Origin of the sequence: Methanothermobacter wolfeii, assembly GCF_025397995.1 — an archaeon.
GTDB classification, from domain to species: domain Archaea; phylum Methanobacteriota; class Methanobacteria; order Methanobacteriales; family Methanothermobacteraceae; genus Methanothermobacter; species Methanothermobacter wolfei.
Genome location: NZ_CP104550.1, coordinates 1,533,280 through 1,548,650, shown reverse-complemented (window position 1 = coordinate 1,548,650; position 15,371 = coordinate 1,533,280). Strand labels below are relative to the sequence as shown.

The window sequence follows — 15,371 nt, the reverse complement described above, 5'->3', positions numbered from 1 at the left end:
GGGGTGATGCTGTGTCAGGGGGTCACGGTAAGGGGGGTTATATCACCGTAACCCACCGTTGCAATGGTTATAACCGTGAAGTAGATTGCATTGTAGAAGTCAAGGCCCATTATATAGATTGATCCAATAACACCGTAGATCATGAGTGCCAGGAGTGCTGCCAGGGCATAGTAGATTACCGAGAGAGGAACATAGTATGCGTTCTCCATGAAGCTCTTCTGTGGTGGCATGGGACACCTCAGTTTTTATCAATGTTAAATAATCTGTTGAACAATAATATAAATTAGGACCATCTGGTTCGCAGCGAATCTTGAATTACTGGACTGGGGATAGTCATGAAGCCGGTTGATATGAATGCAGCTGATAGGAATGCGGAGTACCTGGGGATACCCGGACTCTCCCTCATGGAAAATGCAGGAAGGGTCATTGCAGAGGAGGTCAGGGGGGTAACCTCCGGGGGCAGGGTCGCGGTGTTCTGCGGTCCGGGGGGTAACGGCGGAGATGGCTTTGTTGCCGCACGCCACCTTCTTAACATGGGCTTTGATGTTGATGTCTATCTCCTTGCACACCCATCACGGATAAGGTCAGGGGACGCCCTTCAGAACCTGAGGGTTCTTGAGGCCATGCAGCCGCACCCCGGTGGCTTTAACATCATCATGATAAATGACTCCTCTGATATCCCTGAGGTTGATGCGGATGTCATTGTGGATGCCATCCTCGGGACAGGGGTCCATGGAAGGATAAGGGAGCCATACAGGTCAGCTATTAAGGTTATAAACCGTGCAGATTCATTCAGGGTTTCGGTTGATGTTCCAAGCGGACTCAACCCTGCTGATGGAACCGTTGAGGACGTGGCTGTCAGCGCCGACCTTACCGTGACCTTCCACAGGATGAAGGACGGTCTAAGGGAGGCGGACCCGGCGGTTACCGGTGAGGTGGTGGTGGCCGATATAGGGATACCGGGGGCCGCCGAGGTATTCCTTGGACCGGGAGACCTCCTCAGGCTGCCCTCAAGGGATCCCGGCAGCCATAAGGGAGAAAACGGCAGGGTCCTTGTGGTGGGTGGCAGCAGGTACTATTCAGGGGCACCCGCCCTTGCAGGGCTGTCGGCCCTCAGGGTCGGCGCGGATCTTGTAACGGTGGCCTGCCCCACCAGGGCCGCTGCAGCCCTCAGGTCCACCTCACCCGACCTGATAGTCAGGGAACTTGAGGGGGACCATATATCATTGGGGGCGGTTGATGAGATAATGGAACTTGCAGAGGCCTCAGATTCGGTGCTCATGGGCTGCGGTGCAGGCACCGACCCTGAAACCGGTGAAGCCTTCCTCAGGATTATAGGGGAGCTGGAGGGAACCGGAAAGCCCCTTGTACTTGATGCGGACGCCCTTAAACTGGTCCATGCATCTGATGTTGCCGGTTACAGGGAACTTGTGGTAACACCCCACATGGGTGAGTTCAGGAAGTTCTTCTCATTAAAATCAGAGATTTACGGGGACATGAATGAAAGGATAACAGCATTCCAGTCAGTATCCTCCAGGATAAGGGGCACGGTGCTCCTTAAGGGGAGAACCGACATCATACTCCAGGAGGGGAGGGTCCGTCTTAACAGGACAGGGTGCCCTGCAATGACGGTTGGAGGCACAGGGGACTGCCTTGCAGGTGTCACCGTGGGGCTCATGGCCATGGGATTATCCCCCTTTGACTCGGCGGCCCTGGCATCATTCATAAACGGATCCGCGGGTGAAATGGCTGCTGATCGTTACGGGGATGGCTTGAAGGCGTCAGATATACTTGAATTCATACCCAGGGCCATGAAGATGGAGAGTTACGGTTTATAATCAGATTGGAGCTTAGGTTTTTCCTTTGCTGACCTTTAGGGACTGGGGTGGAGAATGGTGTAAGCTGGAGGTCCAGTTTATCCCAGGCTCTAAAAAATCTTCCATGGTATATCTGCAGGGGCACCGACCTCCCTGGATCCAGTTTATCCCATCCTCTAAAAAAATAAAATCATGGTTTAAATGAAACCCGCAATATTTCCTATTATCAGTATCCCCACCCCTGCGATTCCTCCAAAACCGGCCACGAGGATGGTGAGGAGGTTAAGGGGTAGGTTGATGAAGGGCAGCATGTTAACACAGATGAGGATAAGGAGGCCCGTTAACATGTTAGCTGCAACCGTGATGAGGGTCCTTCCCACGCTGAGGAGGACCCTGAGGAGGGCCAGGCCCCCTGCTATGAGGAAGGTCCCGAGGACCACAAGGATAAGGAGCGACATGGTCTCCATTCAGTTTTCCTTCCTGCAGACTTTTCTGTATATGGCTGCCTGGAGCGCGTAATTTTTAACCATTCCAGCCATTTCACGCTGGTCAAGGGTCTTATCTTCAAAGGAAACTATTTCTTCACTGTAGAGGCTGTAGGGTGATGATCTTCCTGTGATGCGCATGTTGCCCCTGTGGAGTTTAACCTTCACCGTCCCGGTCACACGCCTCTGCATGTGGTTTATTGCCATGTCAAGGTCCTCACGCAGGGGGTCGTGCCACAGTCCATTGTAGACGAGTTCAGCGTAGGTGCTGCTGATGATCTCTGCGAACCTGAGTTCGCTCCTTGTCAGTGTGAGCTGTTCAAGTCCGCGGTGGGCTTCAATCAGCAGGCAGGCTCCGGGTGTCTCGTAGACCTCACGGCTCTTCATACCGATTATACGGTCCTCCATGATATCAACCCTTCCGATACCATGAGTGCCTGCAATCTCATTTGCCCTTTCAACAATCTCAACCGGTTTGAGCTCCTCCCTGTTTATGGCCACCGGAACCCCGCCACTGAACTGGATCTCCACGGTCTCGGGTTCTTCAGGGGTTTCATCCACAGGTTTTGTCCATTCAAAGGCATCCTCAGGTGGTTCAACAGCAGGGTCCTCGAGGACGTCCCCCTCTATTGCGCGTCCCCAGAGGTTTTCATCTATACTGTAGAGTTTGTCTGATGGGAGGGGTATGCCGCAGGACCTTGCATACTCCATCTCCTCGGTCCTTGTGAGGTTCAGATCCCTTATTGGGGCTATCACATCAAGGTCGGTTGTGGACCTTATAACAGCCTCGAATCGGAACTGGTCGTTACCCTTACCTGTGCAGCCATGGGCTATTGCAGAGGCACCCTCCTTCTCAGCCACTTCAACTATCTTCTTTGCAATGAGTGGCCTTGCAAGGGCGGTGCTCAGGGGGTAACCCTCGTAGACGGCATTTGCCTTTATGGCGGGGAATATGTAGTCTGATGCAAACTCTTCCCTGGCGTCTATTGTGTGATGTCTGTAATTACCCAGTTCCCTGGCCACCCTGGCCGGTCTTTCAATCTCATGTCGCGGCTGACCCACATCAACGCATGCAGTTATCACTTCCATATCATACTTTTCCTCGAGGAGCTTTATGCACACGGATGTGTCCAGGCCTCCGCTAAAGGCAAGAACCACTTTATCCATAATCAATCACCTTCATTCAGCAAAGCTTATGATCATCTTATTTATTAACAGCATTATAGATTATAGTGAGTATGAGTTATAAGTCTATGGTGGCCCCCATGTTTGCTCGGGAAGGTTCATTGAGGATCTCGTTGATATATGATGGATCGGGCGGTGATGTTGCCTGCAACCCGGCTTTAAGACCCTATATAGTGGGTGCTGATTGCAGGTTGATAGCGGAGCAGTCCCTCAGGGGAACCGTGATGCTTGAATTCGGGGGTTCAGGCCCCTCTGTCATGGTCACGGCAGGGGTTCATGGTAACGAGATACCACCCCAGGCCGCGGCCCTGAGGCTTGTGGAGTTTCTTGGATCTTCCAGGGTCAGGGGAAAGGTCTATCTGGTGCCCTTCGCTGCGCCATGGTCAACAATGAGGAACAGCCGTTGGTTCCATGGGATGGACCTTAACAGGTCTGCAGATGTTGATGGGTCAGTTACAAACATGCTGTTCCGGATCGCCAGGAAGCTGGGGGTTGATGCCGTAGGGGACTTCCATTCAACGGCACCAGGCAGCAGGCCGGGAGTGGAGGGAGTGTTCTGTTCAGATGAACCGGAACCACGGAGCCGGGACATTGCAGAGTATATAACATCCAGGACATCATCAAGGCTCCTGTGTTATGAAAGGGCATCATCACATTACAGGGGGGCCCTTGAGGATGAATGCAACCTTGCAGGAATCCCCGCGGTGACATGTGAGGTTCTATCTGAGAACGGAGCCATAAGGGAGGGTAGCGTGGAGAGGTCACTGCTCCAGATGAAGCTCTTCCTGGAGTGCATGGGTATCGGGATCATGAGGTGAGCTAATGTCTTCCTACAGGCAGCACGGACTTCTATCTATACTGATGGCCATACCCTTCTTTCAGGCTGTTTTTCCCCTGGCCCTTGCACTCATAGGGGCCATGGTGCCTGATATGGATCATGAGGTTAAATCAGGTAATGTTTCAACGGCATTCCTCATCGGCCTTGTGATTTTCATGGTGTTTTACATTCTGGGGCTTCCCTATATTGCAGGAATAGCCCTCATGGACCTTGCACTCATATTCTATCTCTCAAGGCACAGGGGCTTCACCCATTCCATCCTGGGTGCATTCATACTTTCAGCATGCCTCACCGTATTTGTCTTATCCATTTTCTTCCTTCTCAGATCCTTCGGTGTTGATGAGAGGGGTTCAGTTGCGGTTATATTGATTTCTCTGGGCTTCATAATTCTTAACAGGGCTCTGATTCTTCCCTTCATCCTTTTAACGGTAATCGGTGTCTTCCTAACACCATTCCCTGTCATGAACCTTTACACCATTATGGGGCCCTTTCTTCTGGGGTTTCTGAGTCATGCTGTACTTGATTCCTTCACACCATCTGGGGTCAGGTTCATGAGGCCCTTTTCAGGGAGGACCTTCAGGAAGGGGTTCGGTGTTTCGGTCCTTTTACTCTGGGGGGCTGCGGCCGTTTATTACATTATCTTCTAGTCCATTTCCCTGGGCACTGGCAGCCCCCATCACATGAATGGACCCGGATATCCCGTAGTCATGATTTTAAACTTTTTATTACGATTTATATAGAAAACTTTATATTATCATAAATAATCATGTTAATTGTTGGTAATTAAAAGGGAAGGGAGCTAATATAAATGTTTATCACAAGGATTCTGTATGGTATCGCCTACTTCATCGTCCTGATATTTGAAATACTCAAAGCAACCATCGACGTGGCGGCAAGGACACTCACAGGGAACGTGAAGCCGGTTATCGTTGAAATAGAGACGGTACTGGAAAGACCGGTCTCTCAGACAGTACTTGCAAACAGCATAACCCTCACACCAGGAACACTGTCCGTTGACCTTGACTCTGAAGGCAGGGTGCTGAGGGTTGCAGCAATCTATCCACGGGAGAAGGAGGATATAATACCATTCGAACCTTACATTAAGGGCATGCTTGAATAGGGGGTTTTTAATGGGTTTACTGATAGTCTCAGAGTATGTTCTCATGGCATCGCTTGCAGTATTCAGCATAGCAGCCGTCAGGATAGCCACAAGGAAAAGTATAGGCATGGGTCTCGTGGGTATCTCAGGACTCAGCATCGCCATTGCAACACTCCTTATACTCATAAACAGGGTCTACGGAATCGGGTTCTGTCGTGATATTGCATATGCACTGGTCCTTCTCGGACCCGTGGGTACAATAGCCTTTGCAAGGGTTCTCAGGGGTTGATATTATGGATTTAATCATTATTATACGGCCGGTGATTCTCCTAGCATCCTCAATACTGATCATACTGGCTGCCGTGGGGATACTCAGATTTAAGGATGATATTGAAAGGGTGCTCTATGCAAGGATACACATACTCGGCATCGCGGATGTTGCATGCATACTGGCTCTCCTTGTCCTGGGGGAACCACTACTTGCACTGACATACTTTGTCCTTGTCCCCTTTGTTTCACATGCCATAGCAAATGCCCATTACCATGGAGAGGGTGATTGAATGATTGAGTACGTAATAATGATCATAGCGGTACTGGGAGCGGTCCTTGCCCTGCTTCAGAGGGACCTGCTCAAGGCAGCCATACTCACAGGTGTACCGGGGGCTGCAATAGCGGCCCTCTACCAGATCCTCCTGGCACCTGATGTTGCCCTTACACAGGCAATTGTGGGATCAGCCATCATACCGGTATTCTTTGCCCTGGCGGTTTACAGAACAATGAGAATGGAGGAAGAATAAATGTTGCTCTCTCTACAGCTTGCATCATTTTTCACTGCAGCCAGCCTCATGGTCCTCGGCGCGGTTGCGGTGATATTCATAGACAACCTCATAAAGAAGGTCATAGCCCTTTCCTTCATAGCCGACGGTGTTAACCTCTTCCTGGTCACCCTGGGCTACAGGGAGGGGGGAATAGTCTACATTTATCTACCTGGAATGTCATCTGCATGGTTTGCCCAGCATGCATCATATCCCCTGCCCTTCGCACTTGTACTCACAAGCATAGTCATCGGGGCAAGCACGCTGGCGGTCATGCTCGGCATAATAATAATACTCTACCAGAAGCATGGCACCATAAGCGCATCAAGGGTGCTTGAAGACTGATAATCATGAAGAAGGTGCTTGAGGAATGTTTAAAATCATAAAGATAAAGGGTGAGGAGTTATGAATCCACTTATACCTGTCATGGTAGTTTTACCGATTCTATGCGCGCTTCTCCTGAACCTGCTCCACGGGAAGGATAGAAGCGTTAAGGCACTTGCAATCATAACAGCACTTCTCCTGCCGATCATACCATTAATTGCAGGTTACGGCGTCCATTATTTCGGAGGCTACGCCCCCCTGTCCGAGAACCCATCGATAGCTTCGGGCCTCCCATCATCACTGGCATCATCATACCTTTATTCATTCCACCCTGCAATAACATACGTCTTTGGAAGCCCCCAGAAGATATTCCTCCTTGTATTATCCATAGTGGCCTTCCTGGCGGTCCTGACATCAATGAACGAGGTTAAACGACCATCAGGAGTCTACGCCTTCCTCATGTTCATGGGGACGGCGGCCGTAACAGCAGTTGTCCTCACTGACGACATATTCAACCTCTACGTCTTCTTTGAGATAGCTGCCCTTGCACAGGTGGGGGTGATACTCTGCTCCGGTGTGGAGAGGAACTATGAAACAGCCCTCAAATACATGCTAATAGGGGGGGTTGCGGCCCCAATGCTTCTACTGGGCGTAGCCATACTCCTGGGTATAACAGGAAATGTTAACATATCAGACATAGTTTTCTCACTGAGGAACGGAATCGTGGACCCTGCAAATCCACTATTCCTCCTGGCATCGTCACTCCTAATCTTCGGATGGCTCTACGGTACAGGTCTACCACCGTTTCACACCATCAAATCAGCGGTGTACAGCAGGGCCCTCCCCCATGGAGCCTCACTCCTCCAGGCCTTCTCGGTGTTCACATTCACGGCCCTTGCCATCGTGATACTCAGGATGTTCTACTACCTCCCCATCGTAAGGTGGGCCATGGTCTTCTTCTCCCTGGCAGGCATGGTCCTTGGGATAACCATGGCCCTCATGCAGACAGACCTCAAGAGGATGATAGGTTTCCTTGCCGTCGGTGAACTAGGATACATAGGCATAGGCATCGGCCTCGGTACGGCAATGAGTATAACCGCTGGACTCTTCCAGGCCATCAACGAGGCCCTTATAACAGCATGCATCTTCCTGGGCTTCGGCACCATACTCTACATGACCGGAAAATCAGATACAGAGGAGCTGGGTGGACTGATGAAATACAGGCCGGGACTCGCTGGCCTTGTGATGCTATCAGGGTTCATAATGGCCGGTGTGCCGCCCTTCAACGTATTCCAGAGCAAACTCCTCCTGATACAGTCCGCCATAAAGGCTGGAGTCCCTGAACTTGGAGTTATAATGATACTCCTCAGCATAGTCACTTTCATGACCTTCATGAGGGCCTTTTATTCGGTCTACCTCAAGCCGGAACCGCGGGGGATGAAGGTCGAGTCAGATTCGGTGCCATGGACAACGGTCCTTTCAATCACCGTGCTTATTATCATATGCACGGTCCTGGGGCTACTGCCATGGATAGCAACCTCACAGTTCACTGGAATTGCACAGGGTCTTATAATATGAGAGGGGATTCTATGAGCTTCTACAACGAGATTATTGAAAGGATAAGGAAGGTTACAGAGAAGGATAGGGTGACCAACATTTCAGCTTCAACAGCACTGACTGCTGAGATAACGGTCATAGCCAGCGTCCTGATTGCGGTGATAATGCTGAGAAAGATAAACTTCATCCTGATGGTGGTGGCGGTCCTGATACTCGCCCCGGTCCTCCTGACATCGGTTCCATTATCAGCAAGGCTCAGGGAGGAACAGGGGGACGGTTTCAGCAGGATGATATTCTACGTCCTCATGACCCTCGGGATAATGGTCTCAATATTCTACTGGGGTGGTTCAGGTGTCTGATTCCCTGAGGAACCTAATGGCCACGGTGGCCCTTGGACTCTTTGGAGTGACGCTCTTTGACGCCATCATAGACTTCAGCAGGATAATAAACCCTGGGATCAGCCAGATATACAATTACCTGGGCACCAGCATAGCCCCGAACATGGTCACGGTGGTTGTGTTTGACTGGAGAGCCTACGATACACTTGGAGAAGCACTTATACTCGTAACCGCAGTGCTTGTAACCCTGCTGGTCTTCGGGAGAGGCAGGGTTCAGCTGGGGGAAAAATAATGGTATGCGCATGGAGGGAAAATGAATGAGCACAATACTTAAGATATTCGCATTCCCGGCAGCAATGCTTATAATGTGCCTCGGGATTCTCACAATACTCGGAGGTCATATAACACCTGGAGGAGGCTTCCAGGGAGGTGCAATGATAGCAGCAGGATTCATATTCTGCGCGGTTGTATACGGGATTGAGAAGAGCCCCTTCCAGTTCTCCCATGAGTTCATGTCTGCAATGGAGAGCATAGGAGCACTGGGATACGTTGGCCTCGGACTCTGCGGGCTGCTCTTCTCAGGTTTCTTCCTGTATAACCTTGGAGTTGACCTCTACGGCATCACACCCGCTGTCAGCAGATTCTTCAACTATCCAGATCCTGTAAATGCCGGAATAATACCCTACCTGAACATAGTTGTTGGACTCAAGGTCCTGGTGGGGCTCAGTGCAATAGTGATCACATTCATGGAGTTCAGGGGTGAAGGGTCCGGTGAATAGGGGAGTTCAGGCCTCTCCCGGAATAGGATTTAATGGTTTTGATGAGGGATTATAATGTTCAGGGATATTTATAAACACAGTACACGTAAAGGGGAGCAGGGAGGGATGATTTAAATGTTTCCAGGTCCGGTGATCTTCGGATTCCTACTCGGCCTGATACTTGGAAGCAGAATAAGGGAAGACATGTTCCCTGCATCATCATACCTGGTGGTGCTGGTGGTCCTTGTCCTTGTGGCATGGAATCTGGGGCCCTTCCCATACTACACGGATCTGCCCATCGCCACGGGATTCGTAGCTGCAGTACTGGGTATAATGACTGGTAAAATCTTATTCAGACGCTAATCAGGTTATGAGGTCATCATCATGTTTATATCAACGGGAAAATGCGAGGGACTCGGGGAATGTGTTAAGGCATGCCCGACAAAGGCCATAAGGATGATTGATGGGAAGGCCTTCAGCTGCATAACCTGCGGTGCATGCATGGAGGCATGTCCCAACAAGGCCATACGGAGGAACAGGTACGGAGGATACTTTGTAGACAGGGCAAAATGCAATGCCTGCGGTATATGTGAAAGGACATGCCCAGTGAACAGCATAAAAATAGAGGATGGAGTAGTATGGGGGATATGCGCCAGGTGCGGGCTATGCGTTGACTCATGCCCCCTGGGGGCACGCGTGGACGCATTCGATCTTATAGAGGACAGGCAGCTCCAGTTCCTGGAATCACTCAACCTTGCAGTCAGGCCACCGGTTAAGAGAAGGCCGGTGAAGCATGAAGCATCAAGGGTGAACGTGGTCACAGACACCGACAGGTGCACCCTCTGCAGGAGATGCCAGTACTACTGCCCAACAGGCGCCATAATCGTGGAAACCGATACTGAGAGTGTATGTACAGAGTGCCGTGTCTGCCAGGACGTCTGCCCTGTCGGCGCAATAGAGGACCTTGAAATAGACCCTGAAAAATGCACACTCTGCCTCAAATGTCTCAGGGAATGTCCTAGCAGGGCAATCTACCTTGATGACTTCGCGGTTAAGATCAGGAAGTCCCCTGAAGGGGCAGCTGGCAGCATAGTCTCCTGCCTGAACTGCGGCCTCTGCGCAGAGAGGTGTGAGAGGGGAGCCCTCAGGATGGTTGATGGTAAACTCCGCCATGACCCAACACTCTGCAGGGACTGTGAGGATGAACCATGCCTGGACGTCTGCCCTGTAGGAACACTCCGGATGGTTGATGGTGAGCTCAGGGGTTACTGTGTCTCATGCGGGCGCTGTGTGCAGGCCTGTGACGTCAGTGAAGCCCGAAGCTTCAGAACGGTTAAATGGGATGGTTCGGTGTCAGAAGACTGCATATCCTGCGGTATATGTGCCGAGATATGCCCTGAGGATGCCATAACCCTCAGGAGGGGTTCAATAGAGGTTGACACTGACCACTGCATACTCTGTGAGAAATGCGGAATCCACTGCCCTGCGGATGCCATACCACGAACAACCATGAGGAAGAGGAGGATTAAGGAAGGATTCACCCTTATAGATCCAGGGCTCTGCATAGGATGCGGGCTCTGCATGGAGCTATGCCCCGAGGATGCCATATCCCGGGATGAGGATGGAAGGATGATTGTTGATGATGATAAATGCATATACTGCGGTGCATGTTCAAATATATGCCCTGCAAGGGCCGTGATCTTTGAAAGGGAGTTCGATGAGAGAAAGGTGAGCTAGATGAAGAATATTCTAAGGATAATGCTGGAGGGTTCATACACGAACCTCAAGAGGATCCTCTTCGCCGCCGACAGGGTAACCGACATGGAGTTGAGGAGGAGAATCCTTGAGGGGAAGGTGCAACCGGAACCAAAGGTTGCGGAGGTTCCATGTATAGGATGCGCAGGATGCTCCAACGCATGCCCGACAGGTGCTGTTGAAATGAAGGACCTTGATGAACCCGTTGAGATAGCCGAGGGACTGGTGAAGACACAGATACCCGTAATCAACAGTGAAAAATGTGTCCACTGCTACTACTGCCACGACTTCTGCCCCCTCTACGCCCTCTTCGGCCAACCAGGGACCATACACCCCAATGATGTAGGTGAGGTGGAATTCGATGCAGGGGAAGTCATCCAGAAACCCGTTAAGATATCCGAGGATAAAATCAAATTCATAGCACAGTTCCTGGCTGATAGGAGCATCATAGAGAGGAAAAACTCACTCCTGGAGGCAGGTAAAGGATTCAGGTGATTCTTATGGGTCTCAAATCATATTCAAGGGCAAGGGCGGTACATGCAATGCTGGTATACACCGGGGGCTGCAATGGCTGCGACATAGAAATTGTGAACGCGGTCCTATCCCCCAAATATGATGCTGAACAGTACAAGATATTCCTCACCTGGAACCCCAGAGAGGCCGATGTCCTGATAGTCACGGGTCCGGTGACAAAACAGAACGAGGAACCACTCAAGGAGATATACAATGCAATACCAGAACCGAAGGCCGTTATAGCAGCAGGAGCCTGCGCCCTTATGGGCGGAGTATACAGGAACATCCACGGGGACATACTATCAGAGGAGATAGCAGGACCCGTTGACAGGGTCATCCCTGTGGATGCCAGGGTGCCGGGCTGTGCTGTCAGACCCGAGGACGTCCTTGCAGGGGCGGTGGCGGCACTCCCAAAACTTCTGGAAGCAAAATAAGATTCTGTAGATTTCCGGGATAAAAACAGGGAGATGATCTGATAAAGCTTATCAAGGTGCTTTTATGGATAGAAAACAGGAGATAATAGAAACCGAAATAACGATGGGGACGGTGCACTCAGCTGCAATAGAACCCTACCGTGTGAGGCTCTTCGTCGAGGATGAAATCGTCAGGGACGCGGAGATCACGGTTGGAGTCAACCACAGGGGCATCGAACGGATAATGGAAGGACTGCCGGTTGAGAAGGCCAACAGCCTCACGGAGAAGGTCTGCGGCATCTGTTCAGGGGTGCACCTCTGGAATTCAGTCCTCGTGGCTGAGAAGGGACTTGAAATAGACATACCTGAAAGGGCATCCTACATAAGGATCATCGTGGGGGAACTTGAGAGGATCCACAGCCACCTCCTCTACCTGGCCCATGGAAACGAGGTCCTAGGCCATGAAACATTCTCAATGAGACTCTTCTATATAAGGGAGACCGTAATGGAGCTTTTAAGGCTCATAGGGGGCAACAGGGTCCAGTACGGCGTCCCGATAATCGGTGGTGTGAGGCCAAGGGCGGACCTCACCGAGATGAAGATAAAGGGGATACTTGAGGGCCTTGATGAGATCGAGGAGAATCTAGCTGCATTCGCAGAGAGGTTCACAGCCGACCCCATGATAATGTCCCGTATAACAGGGGTCTGCCCCATAAGCAGGAAGGACGCCCTGAGGTTACATGTAACAGGCCCGACCCTGAGGGCAACAGGGGTTGAATTTGATCTCAGACGTGAAATGGAGTGCTACGACCCCTTCGAATTCGATATCATAACACAGGATGATGGTGATGTTAAGGCGAACCTCCTGATGCGCGTCCTTGAAATCTTCGAGTCAATAAAGATCCTGAGGCAGGCTGTAAGGGACCTGCCAGATGGAAGGGTTGCTGACAGGAGCTGGGAGATGCAGGATACAGGTGTTGTGAAGAGCTATGTGGAGGCTCCCAGGGGAAAACTCTACCACTCCTATGCAATTGAGGATGGCCGCGTCAGGAGTTCCATAATCAGAACACCCTCAATGTCAAATATAGGGGCCATGCAGTACGCCTGCATAGGACACCACATCACAGATGCCCAGCTGGGAATAGTGCAGTGCGACCCCTGCTTCACATGCACTGACAGGGCAATTGAGATAATAAGGCTTTAGGTGATGGAATGGAACCGTTATACTCTCTTTCAGCTGTTTTAGGCACGATCATCCTGGGCCTCATAGTCAGTCTATGGTTCCCGGGTATTGAAAGGAAATTCGTACATGCAAGGATACAGCAGAGGATAGGGCCGCCGGTCTCAAGCCCGGGACTGATGGCAGCCCTTAAATTCTTCTACAAGAAGACCATAGAACCATGCTCACCACTCCCAAGGCTCTACAACTCCCTCCCCCTCATAGGATTCATATCAGCCCTCCTGATACTCCTGTTCCTCATACCCCCAATGTACAGCCTGGCGGGACTTGCAAGCCTCGTTGCATTTGTGGGTTTCCTCAAGATAGAGGAGGTCATATACGTCTTCATGGGGTCACTGTCAAGGTCCGTCATGTCACTGAGGATGCCCTTCCCTGACCTTGCAAGGGGGGCCAAGCACCCGGATGTCCAGAGGTACTTCCTTGAGGACCTGAGTTCCATGAGGGCATTCCGTCTGATAGCCTTCGGATCATTCCCCATCTACATAGCAATCTTCGTACCCGCAGTCATGGCAGGGAGCATATACCTCAGGGACATTGTGGCCTACCAGGCAACCCACGGACCGGTTCTTTTCTCAGTGGCGGGCGTCATCGGTGCGGTGGTGTTCTTCATAGGTTACATGATACTCCTCAACGAGTACCCCTTCGCAATCCTCAAGACCAAGGCGGATGTTATAGAGGGACCCTACATGGAGTACGCGGCAAAGTACAGGGCCTTTGTCTATATAACCAGGGGTTTCCTCATGTTCACCCTGGGGTGCCTCTTCTCAGCACTCTTCCTTGGAGTGCCACCCAACATAATGGACTGGGATATACTAATCAACATAGCGGTCGCGGTACTTTTCCCGGTGTTGATGGCCATATTCAGCGCCTTTGCACCAGTATTCACATATAAACAGTTCTATCCGGTGACAGCCGCAGCATCGGTTCTGGGTGTACTGGCACTGCTCGTAGCGTTTGTCTAGGAAGGTGATACTGATGAAAATAGTTATAAGACCCCACCACATGATAAGCCTTGGAGGATACATAGTTGAACTTGAATTCCCCTACCGGAACCTTATAGTCGTAAACCCCACCGATGAACATATAAAGATAGAGGTGCCTGTCTTTAATGAGGAATGGATAGAGGAGCACAGGAGCCTTGGACTTAAAATAGTCCCTGTGGGTGAAGATGATAACTACCTGCGCCTCTGGAGGAGGGAGAAGGCCCTCCTGGAGTCCGGTAACAAGTGATCATGATGAGTTCGGTCGCCATAAGCATAAGGACCCTTGAACGGCCAGGCGTCCTCAGTGAAATAACGGGTATGCTGGCAGCCAGGGGGATAAACATCACATACGCCCACCTTTACGTTGAGAGGGATGGTTACGGGTCCATATACATGGAACTTGAGGATATAGATGATGTTGATGGGCTGGTTGAGGAGATAAGGTCCTCCAGGACCGTTGTTGATGTGAGGATTCACAGGTCCCTTGAAAAGATATACGGTAAGAGGATAATCATAATAGGGGGAGGGGCGCAGGTATCCCAGGTTGCCATGGGAGCCATCAGTGAGGCGGACCGCCATAACATAAGGGGTGAGAGGATAAGCATCGACACCATCCCCCTCGTGGGTGAGAAGGAGCTTGCAGAGGCCGTAAGTGCGGTGGGGAGGCTCCCCAGGGTGGCTGCACTGGTCCTTGCAGGTTCACTCATGGGTGGCGCCATCACGGAAGCCGTTGAAAGGGTTAAGAGGGAGCATGACATCATCGTCATAAGCCTCAACATGCCAGGAAGCGTCACCGGCGCCGCCGACATTGTTGTAACCGACCCTATACAGGCAGGGGTTATGAGTGTTATGGCGGTGGCCGATACCGCTGTCTTTGACATTGAGAAGGTGAGGGGTAAAAGGTTTTAATGAAAAAGGCATCCCGGCCTTAGGGGATAATAAAAATTAAAAATAGGGTTCTAGCTCATCTCAATGGCCCTTATAAGTTTACTTGCAGCGTTTTTGAGTTCGGTGTCCTTTATATCCCCGCTTTCCCTTATCTTGAGGGCAAGCTCAAGGACCTTTGAGACGTCTGATGGCTTGAGGTTCTCTGCCATTTCAAGGTATGTCTGATCCTCCTTATCGAGCTCCTCCTTCTTCTGGGCGGCCAGTTCAAGGAGAACACGGCAGCTGCTCATAACATCCGGGCTGTCAAGGTTCTCACATTTTTTAAGAAGTTCCTCCTTCATCATATCACCATTCTAATTTATG

The 15,371-nt window shown here is 51.0% G+C and carries 24 protein-coding genes; 20 read left to right on the top strand and 4 right to left on the bottom strand.

Going from position 1 to position 15,371, the window contains the following annotated elements; all coding sequences use genetic code 11:
- Positions 1-14 precede the first annotated feature (14 nt).
- A complete protein-coding gene (locus N5910_RS08530; protein ID WP_255477803.1) occupies positions 15-230 on the bottom strand; it encodes an ion channel in 216 nt (71 codons plus the stop codon).
- A gap of 105 nt (positions 231-335) precedes the next feature.
- Between N5910_RS08530 and N5910_RS08525 the strand changes: the two genes are divergently transcribed.
- A complete protein-coding gene (locus N5910_RS08525; RefSeq protein ID WP_191216221.1) occupies positions 336-1,838 on the top strand; it encodes an NAD(P)H-hydrate dehydratase in 1,503 nt (500 codons plus the stop codon).
- Positions 1,839-2,014: 176 nt separating this feature from the next.
- Here the strand turns inward: N5910_RS08525 and N5910_RS08520 are convergent, their stop codons facing one another.
- On the bottom strand, positions 2,015-2,284 hold the full coding sequence (locus tag N5910_RS08520) for a pro-sigmaK processing inhibitor BofA family protein (RefSeq protein WP_191216220.1): 270 nt from the start codon (positions 2,282-2,284) through the stop codon (positions 2,015-2,017).
- Positions 2,285-3,469 carry an argininosuccinate synthase gene (locus N5910_RS08515; RefSeq protein ID WP_074359512.1) on the bottom strand — a complete coding sequence of 395 codons (1,185 nt, stop codon included), beginning with the start codon at positions 3,467-3,469 and terminating at the stop codon, positions 2,285-2,287.
- A 119-nt stretch (positions 3,470-3,588) separates the two neighbouring features.
- Here N5910_RS08515 and N5910_RS08510 point away from each other — a divergent pair, with 119 nt between their 5' ends.
- The 19 genes from N5910_RS08510 (at position 3,589) to N5910_RS08420 (ending at position 15,029) form a co-directional block, all read left to right on the top strand.
- Positions 3,589-4,305, top strand: coding sequence for a succinylglutamate desuccinylase/aspartoacylase family protein (locus N5910_RS08510; RefSeq protein WP_261599563.1), 717 nt, complete (start codon positions 3,589-3,591; stop codon positions 4,303-4,305).
- A gap of 4 nt (positions 4,306-4,309) precedes the next feature.
- The gene (locus N5910_RS08505; RefSeq protein ID WP_074359510.1) at positions 4,310-4,972 is read left to right on the top strand and encodes a metal-dependent hydrolase; all 663 of its coding nucleotides are present in this window, start codon (positions 4,310-4,312) and stop codon (positions 4,970-4,972) included.
- 161 nt (positions 4,973-5,133) lie between these two features.
- On the top strand, positions 5,134-5,445 hold the full coding sequence (locus tag N5910_RS08500; RefSeq protein WP_074359509.1) for a monovalent cation/H+ antiporter subunit E: 312 nt from the start codon (positions 5,134-5,136) through the stop codon (positions 5,443-5,445).
- Between the two features lie 10 nt (positions 5,446-5,455).
- A complete protein-coding gene (locus tag N5910_RS08495; RefSeq protein WP_074359508.1) occupies positions 5,456-5,713 on the top strand; it encodes a monovalent cation/H+ antiporter complex subunit F in 258 nt (85 codons plus the stop codon).
- Positions 5,714-5,717: 4 nt separating this feature from the next.
- Positions 5,718-5,984: a cation:proton antiporter gene (locus tag N5910_RS08490; RefSeq protein ID WP_191216218.1), complete on the top strand. Its 267-nt coding sequence runs from the start codon at positions 5,718-5,720 to the stop codon at positions 5,982-5,984.
- Positions 5,985-6,221, top strand: a complete 237-nt coding sequence (locus tag N5910_RS08485; RefSeq protein WP_084531284.1) for a DUF4040 domain-containing protein — start codon at positions 5,985-5,987, stop codon at positions 6,219-6,221.
- On the top strand, positions 6,222-6,584 hold the full coding sequence (locus N5910_RS08480) for a cation:proton antiporter subunit C (protein ID WP_074359507.1): 363 nt from the start codon (positions 6,222-6,224) through the stop codon (positions 6,582-6,584).
- Between the two features lie 60 nt (positions 6,585-6,644).
- Positions 6,645-8,141, top strand: coding sequence for an energy conserving hydrogenase EhbF (gene ehbF, locus N5910_RS08475; protein ID WP_074359506.1), 1,497 nt, complete (start codon positions 6,645-6,647; stop codon positions 8,139-8,141).
- Between the two features lie 11 nt (positions 8,142-8,152).
- Complete coding sequence (locus N5910_RS08470; protein WP_074359505.1) at positions 8,153-8,479, top strand: energy-converting hydrogenase B subunit G, EhbG; 327 nt, start codon at positions 8,153-8,155, stop codon at positions 8,477-8,479.
- Complete coding sequence (locus N5910_RS08465) at positions 8,472-8,750, top strand: EhbH (protein WP_074359504.1); 279 nt, start codon at positions 8,472-8,474, stop codon at positions 8,748-8,750. Before N5910_RS08470 ends, N5910_RS08465 begins: the two co-directional genes overlap by 8 nt.
- Positions 8,751-8,775: 25 nt before the next feature.
- Entirely contained in the window at positions 8,776-9,237 is a 462-nt protein-coding gene (locus N5910_RS08460; protein WP_074359503.1) for an MnhB domain-containing protein, read from the top strand.
- A gap of 114 nt (positions 9,238-9,351) precedes the next feature.
- On the top strand, positions 9,352-9,579 hold the full coding sequence (locus N5910_RS08455; RefSeq protein WP_074359502.1) for an energy-converting hydrogenase B subunit J: 228 nt from the start codon (positions 9,352-9,354) through the stop codon (positions 9,577-9,579).
- Positions 9,580-9,600: 21 nt separating this feature from the next.
- Complete coding sequence (locus N5910_RS08450; RefSeq protein ID WP_074359501.1) at positions 9,601-10,953, top strand: 4Fe-4S binding protein; 1,353 nt, start codon at positions 9,601-9,603, stop codon at positions 10,951-10,953.
- Positions 10,954-11,466 (top strand): 4Fe-4S dicluster domain-containing protein, encoded by a 513-nt coding sequence (locus N5910_RS08445; protein WP_074359500.1) that lies wholly within the window; start codon positions 10,954-10,956, stop codon positions 11,464-11,466.
- 5 nt (positions 11,467-11,471) lie between these two features.
- On the top strand, positions 11,472-11,918 hold the full coding sequence (locus N5910_RS08440) for an NADH-quinone oxidoreductase subunit B family protein (protein ID WP_261599562.1): 447 nt from the start codon (positions 11,472-11,474) through the stop codon (positions 11,916-11,918).
- 64 nt (positions 11,919-11,982) lie between these two features.
- A complete protein-coding gene (locus N5910_RS08435) occupies positions 11,983-13,101 on the top strand; it encodes a hydrogenase large subunit (protein ID WP_074359498.1) in 1,119 nt (372 codons plus the stop codon).
- A gap of 8 nt (positions 13,102-13,109) precedes the next feature.
- Positions 13,110-14,099, top strand: coding sequence for a respiratory chain complex I subunit 1 family protein (locus tag N5910_RS08430; RefSeq protein ID WP_261599561.1), 990 nt, complete (start codon positions 13,110-13,112; stop codon positions 14,097-14,099).
- Positions 14,100-14,112: 13 nt separating this feature from the next.
- Positions 14,113-14,367, top strand: coding sequence for an energy-converting hydrogenase B subunit P (locus tag N5910_RS08425; protein ID WP_074359496.1), 255 nt, complete (start codon positions 14,113-14,115; stop codon positions 14,365-14,367).
- Between the two features lie 5 nt (positions 14,368-14,372).
- Positions 14,373-15,029: a DUF5612 domain-containing protein gene (locus tag N5910_RS08420; RefSeq protein WP_191216613.1), complete on the top strand. Its 657-nt coding sequence runs from the start codon at positions 14,373-14,375 to the stop codon at positions 15,027-15,029.
- 50 nt (positions 15,030-15,079) lie between these two features.
- Here N5910_RS08420 and N5910_RS08415 read toward each other — a convergent pair whose 3' ends face one another.
- On the bottom strand, positions 15,080-15,349 hold the full coding sequence (locus N5910_RS08415) for a hypothetical protein (RefSeq protein WP_074359495.1): 270 nt from the start codon (positions 15,347-15,349) through the stop codon (positions 15,080-15,082).
- Positions 15,350-15,371: the final 22 nt, after the last annotated feature.

What these genes read in the sequence shown, in the direction of transcription:
- N5910_RS08425 (WP_074359496.1), top strand. Translation starts at nt 14,113, where the DNA reads ATGAAAATAGTTATAAGACCCCACCACATGATAAGCCTTGGAGGATAC.
- N5910_RS08430 (WP_261599561.1), top strand. Translation starts at nt 13,110, where the DNA reads ATGGAACCGTTATACTCTCTTTCAGCTGTTTTAGGCACGATCATCCTG.
- N5910_RS08450 (WP_074359501.1), top strand. Translation starts at nt 9,601, where the DNA reads ATGTTTATATCAACGGGAAAATGCGAGGGACTCGGGGAATGTGTTAAG.
- N5910_RS08455 (WP_074359502.1), top strand. Translation starts at nt 9,352, where the DNA reads ATGTTTCCAGGTCCGGTGATCTTCGGATTCCTACTCGGCCTGATACTT.
- N5910_RS08530 (WP_255477803.1), bottom strand. Translation starts at nt 230, where the DNA reads ATGCCACCACAGAAGAGCTTCATGGAGAACGCATACTATGTTCCTCTC.
- N5910_RS08525 (WP_191216221.1), top strand. Translation starts at nt 336, where the DNA reads ATGAAGCCGGTTGATATGAATGCAGCTGATAGGAATGCGGAGTACCTG.
- N5910_RS08435 (WP_074359498.1), top strand. Translation starts at nt 11,983, where the DNA reads ATGGATAGAAAACAGGAGATAATAGAAACCGAAATAACGATGGGGACG.
- N5910_RS08485 (WP_084531284.1), top strand. Translation starts at nt 5,985, where the DNA reads ATGATTGAGTACGTAATAATGATCATAGCGGTACTGGGAGCGGTCCTT.
- N5910_RS08445 (WP_074359500.1), top strand. Translation starts at nt 10,954, where the DNA reads ATGAAGAATATTCTAAGGATAATGCTGGAGGGTTCATACACGAACCTC.
- N5910_RS08505 (WP_074359510.1), top strand. Translation starts at nt 4,310, where the DNA reads ATGTCTTCCTACAGGCAGCACGGACTTCTATCTATACTGATGGCCATA.
- N5910_RS08515 (WP_074359512.1), bottom strand. Translation starts at nt 3,469, where the DNA reads ATGGATAAAGTGGTTCTTGCCTTTAGCGGAGGCCTGGACACATCCGTG.
- N5910_RS08415 (WP_074359495.1), bottom strand. Translation starts at nt 15,349, where the DNA reads ATGAAGGAGGAACTTCTTAAAAAATGTGAGAACCTTGACAGCCCGGAT.
- N5910_RS08420 (WP_191216613.1), top strand. Translation starts at nt 14,373, where the DNA reads ATGAGTTCGGTCGCCATAAGCATAAGGACCCTTGAACGGCCAGGCGTC.
- ehbF (WP_074359506.1), top strand. Translation starts at nt 6,645, where the DNA reads ATGAATCCACTTATACCTGTCATGGTAGTTTTACCGATTCTATGCGCG.
- N5910_RS08480 (WP_074359507.1), top strand. Translation starts at nt 6,222, where the DNA reads ATGTTGCTCTCTCTACAGCTTGCATCATTTTTCACTGCAGCCAGCCTC.
- N5910_RS08500 (WP_074359509.1), top strand. Translation starts at nt 5,134, where the DNA reads ATGTTTATCACAAGGATTCTGTATGGTATCGCCTACTTCATCGTCCTG.
- N5910_RS08470 (WP_074359505.1), top strand. Translation starts at nt 8,153, where the DNA reads ATGAGCTTCTACAACGAGATTATTGAAAGGATAAGGAAGGTTACAGAG.
- N5910_RS08490 (WP_191216218.1), top strand. Translation starts at nt 5,718, where the DNA reads ATGGATTTAATCATTATTATACGGCCGGTGATTCTCCTAGCATCCTCA.
- N5910_RS08440 (WP_261599562.1), top strand. Translation starts at nt 11,472, where the DNA reads ATGGGTCTCAAATCATATTCAAGGGCAAGGGCGGTACATGCAATGCTG.
- N5910_RS08495 (WP_074359508.1), top strand. Translation starts at nt 5,456, where the DNA reads ATGGGTTTACTGATAGTCTCAGAGTATGTTCTCATGGCATCGCTTGCA.
- N5910_RS08520 (WP_191216220.1), bottom strand. Translation starts at nt 2,284, where the DNA reads ATGGAGACCATGTCGCTCCTTATCCTTGTGGTCCTCGGGACCTTCCTC.
- N5910_RS08460 (WP_074359503.1), top strand. Translation starts at nt 8,776, where the DNA reads ATGAGCACAATACTTAAGATATTCGCATTCCCGGCAGCAATGCTTATA.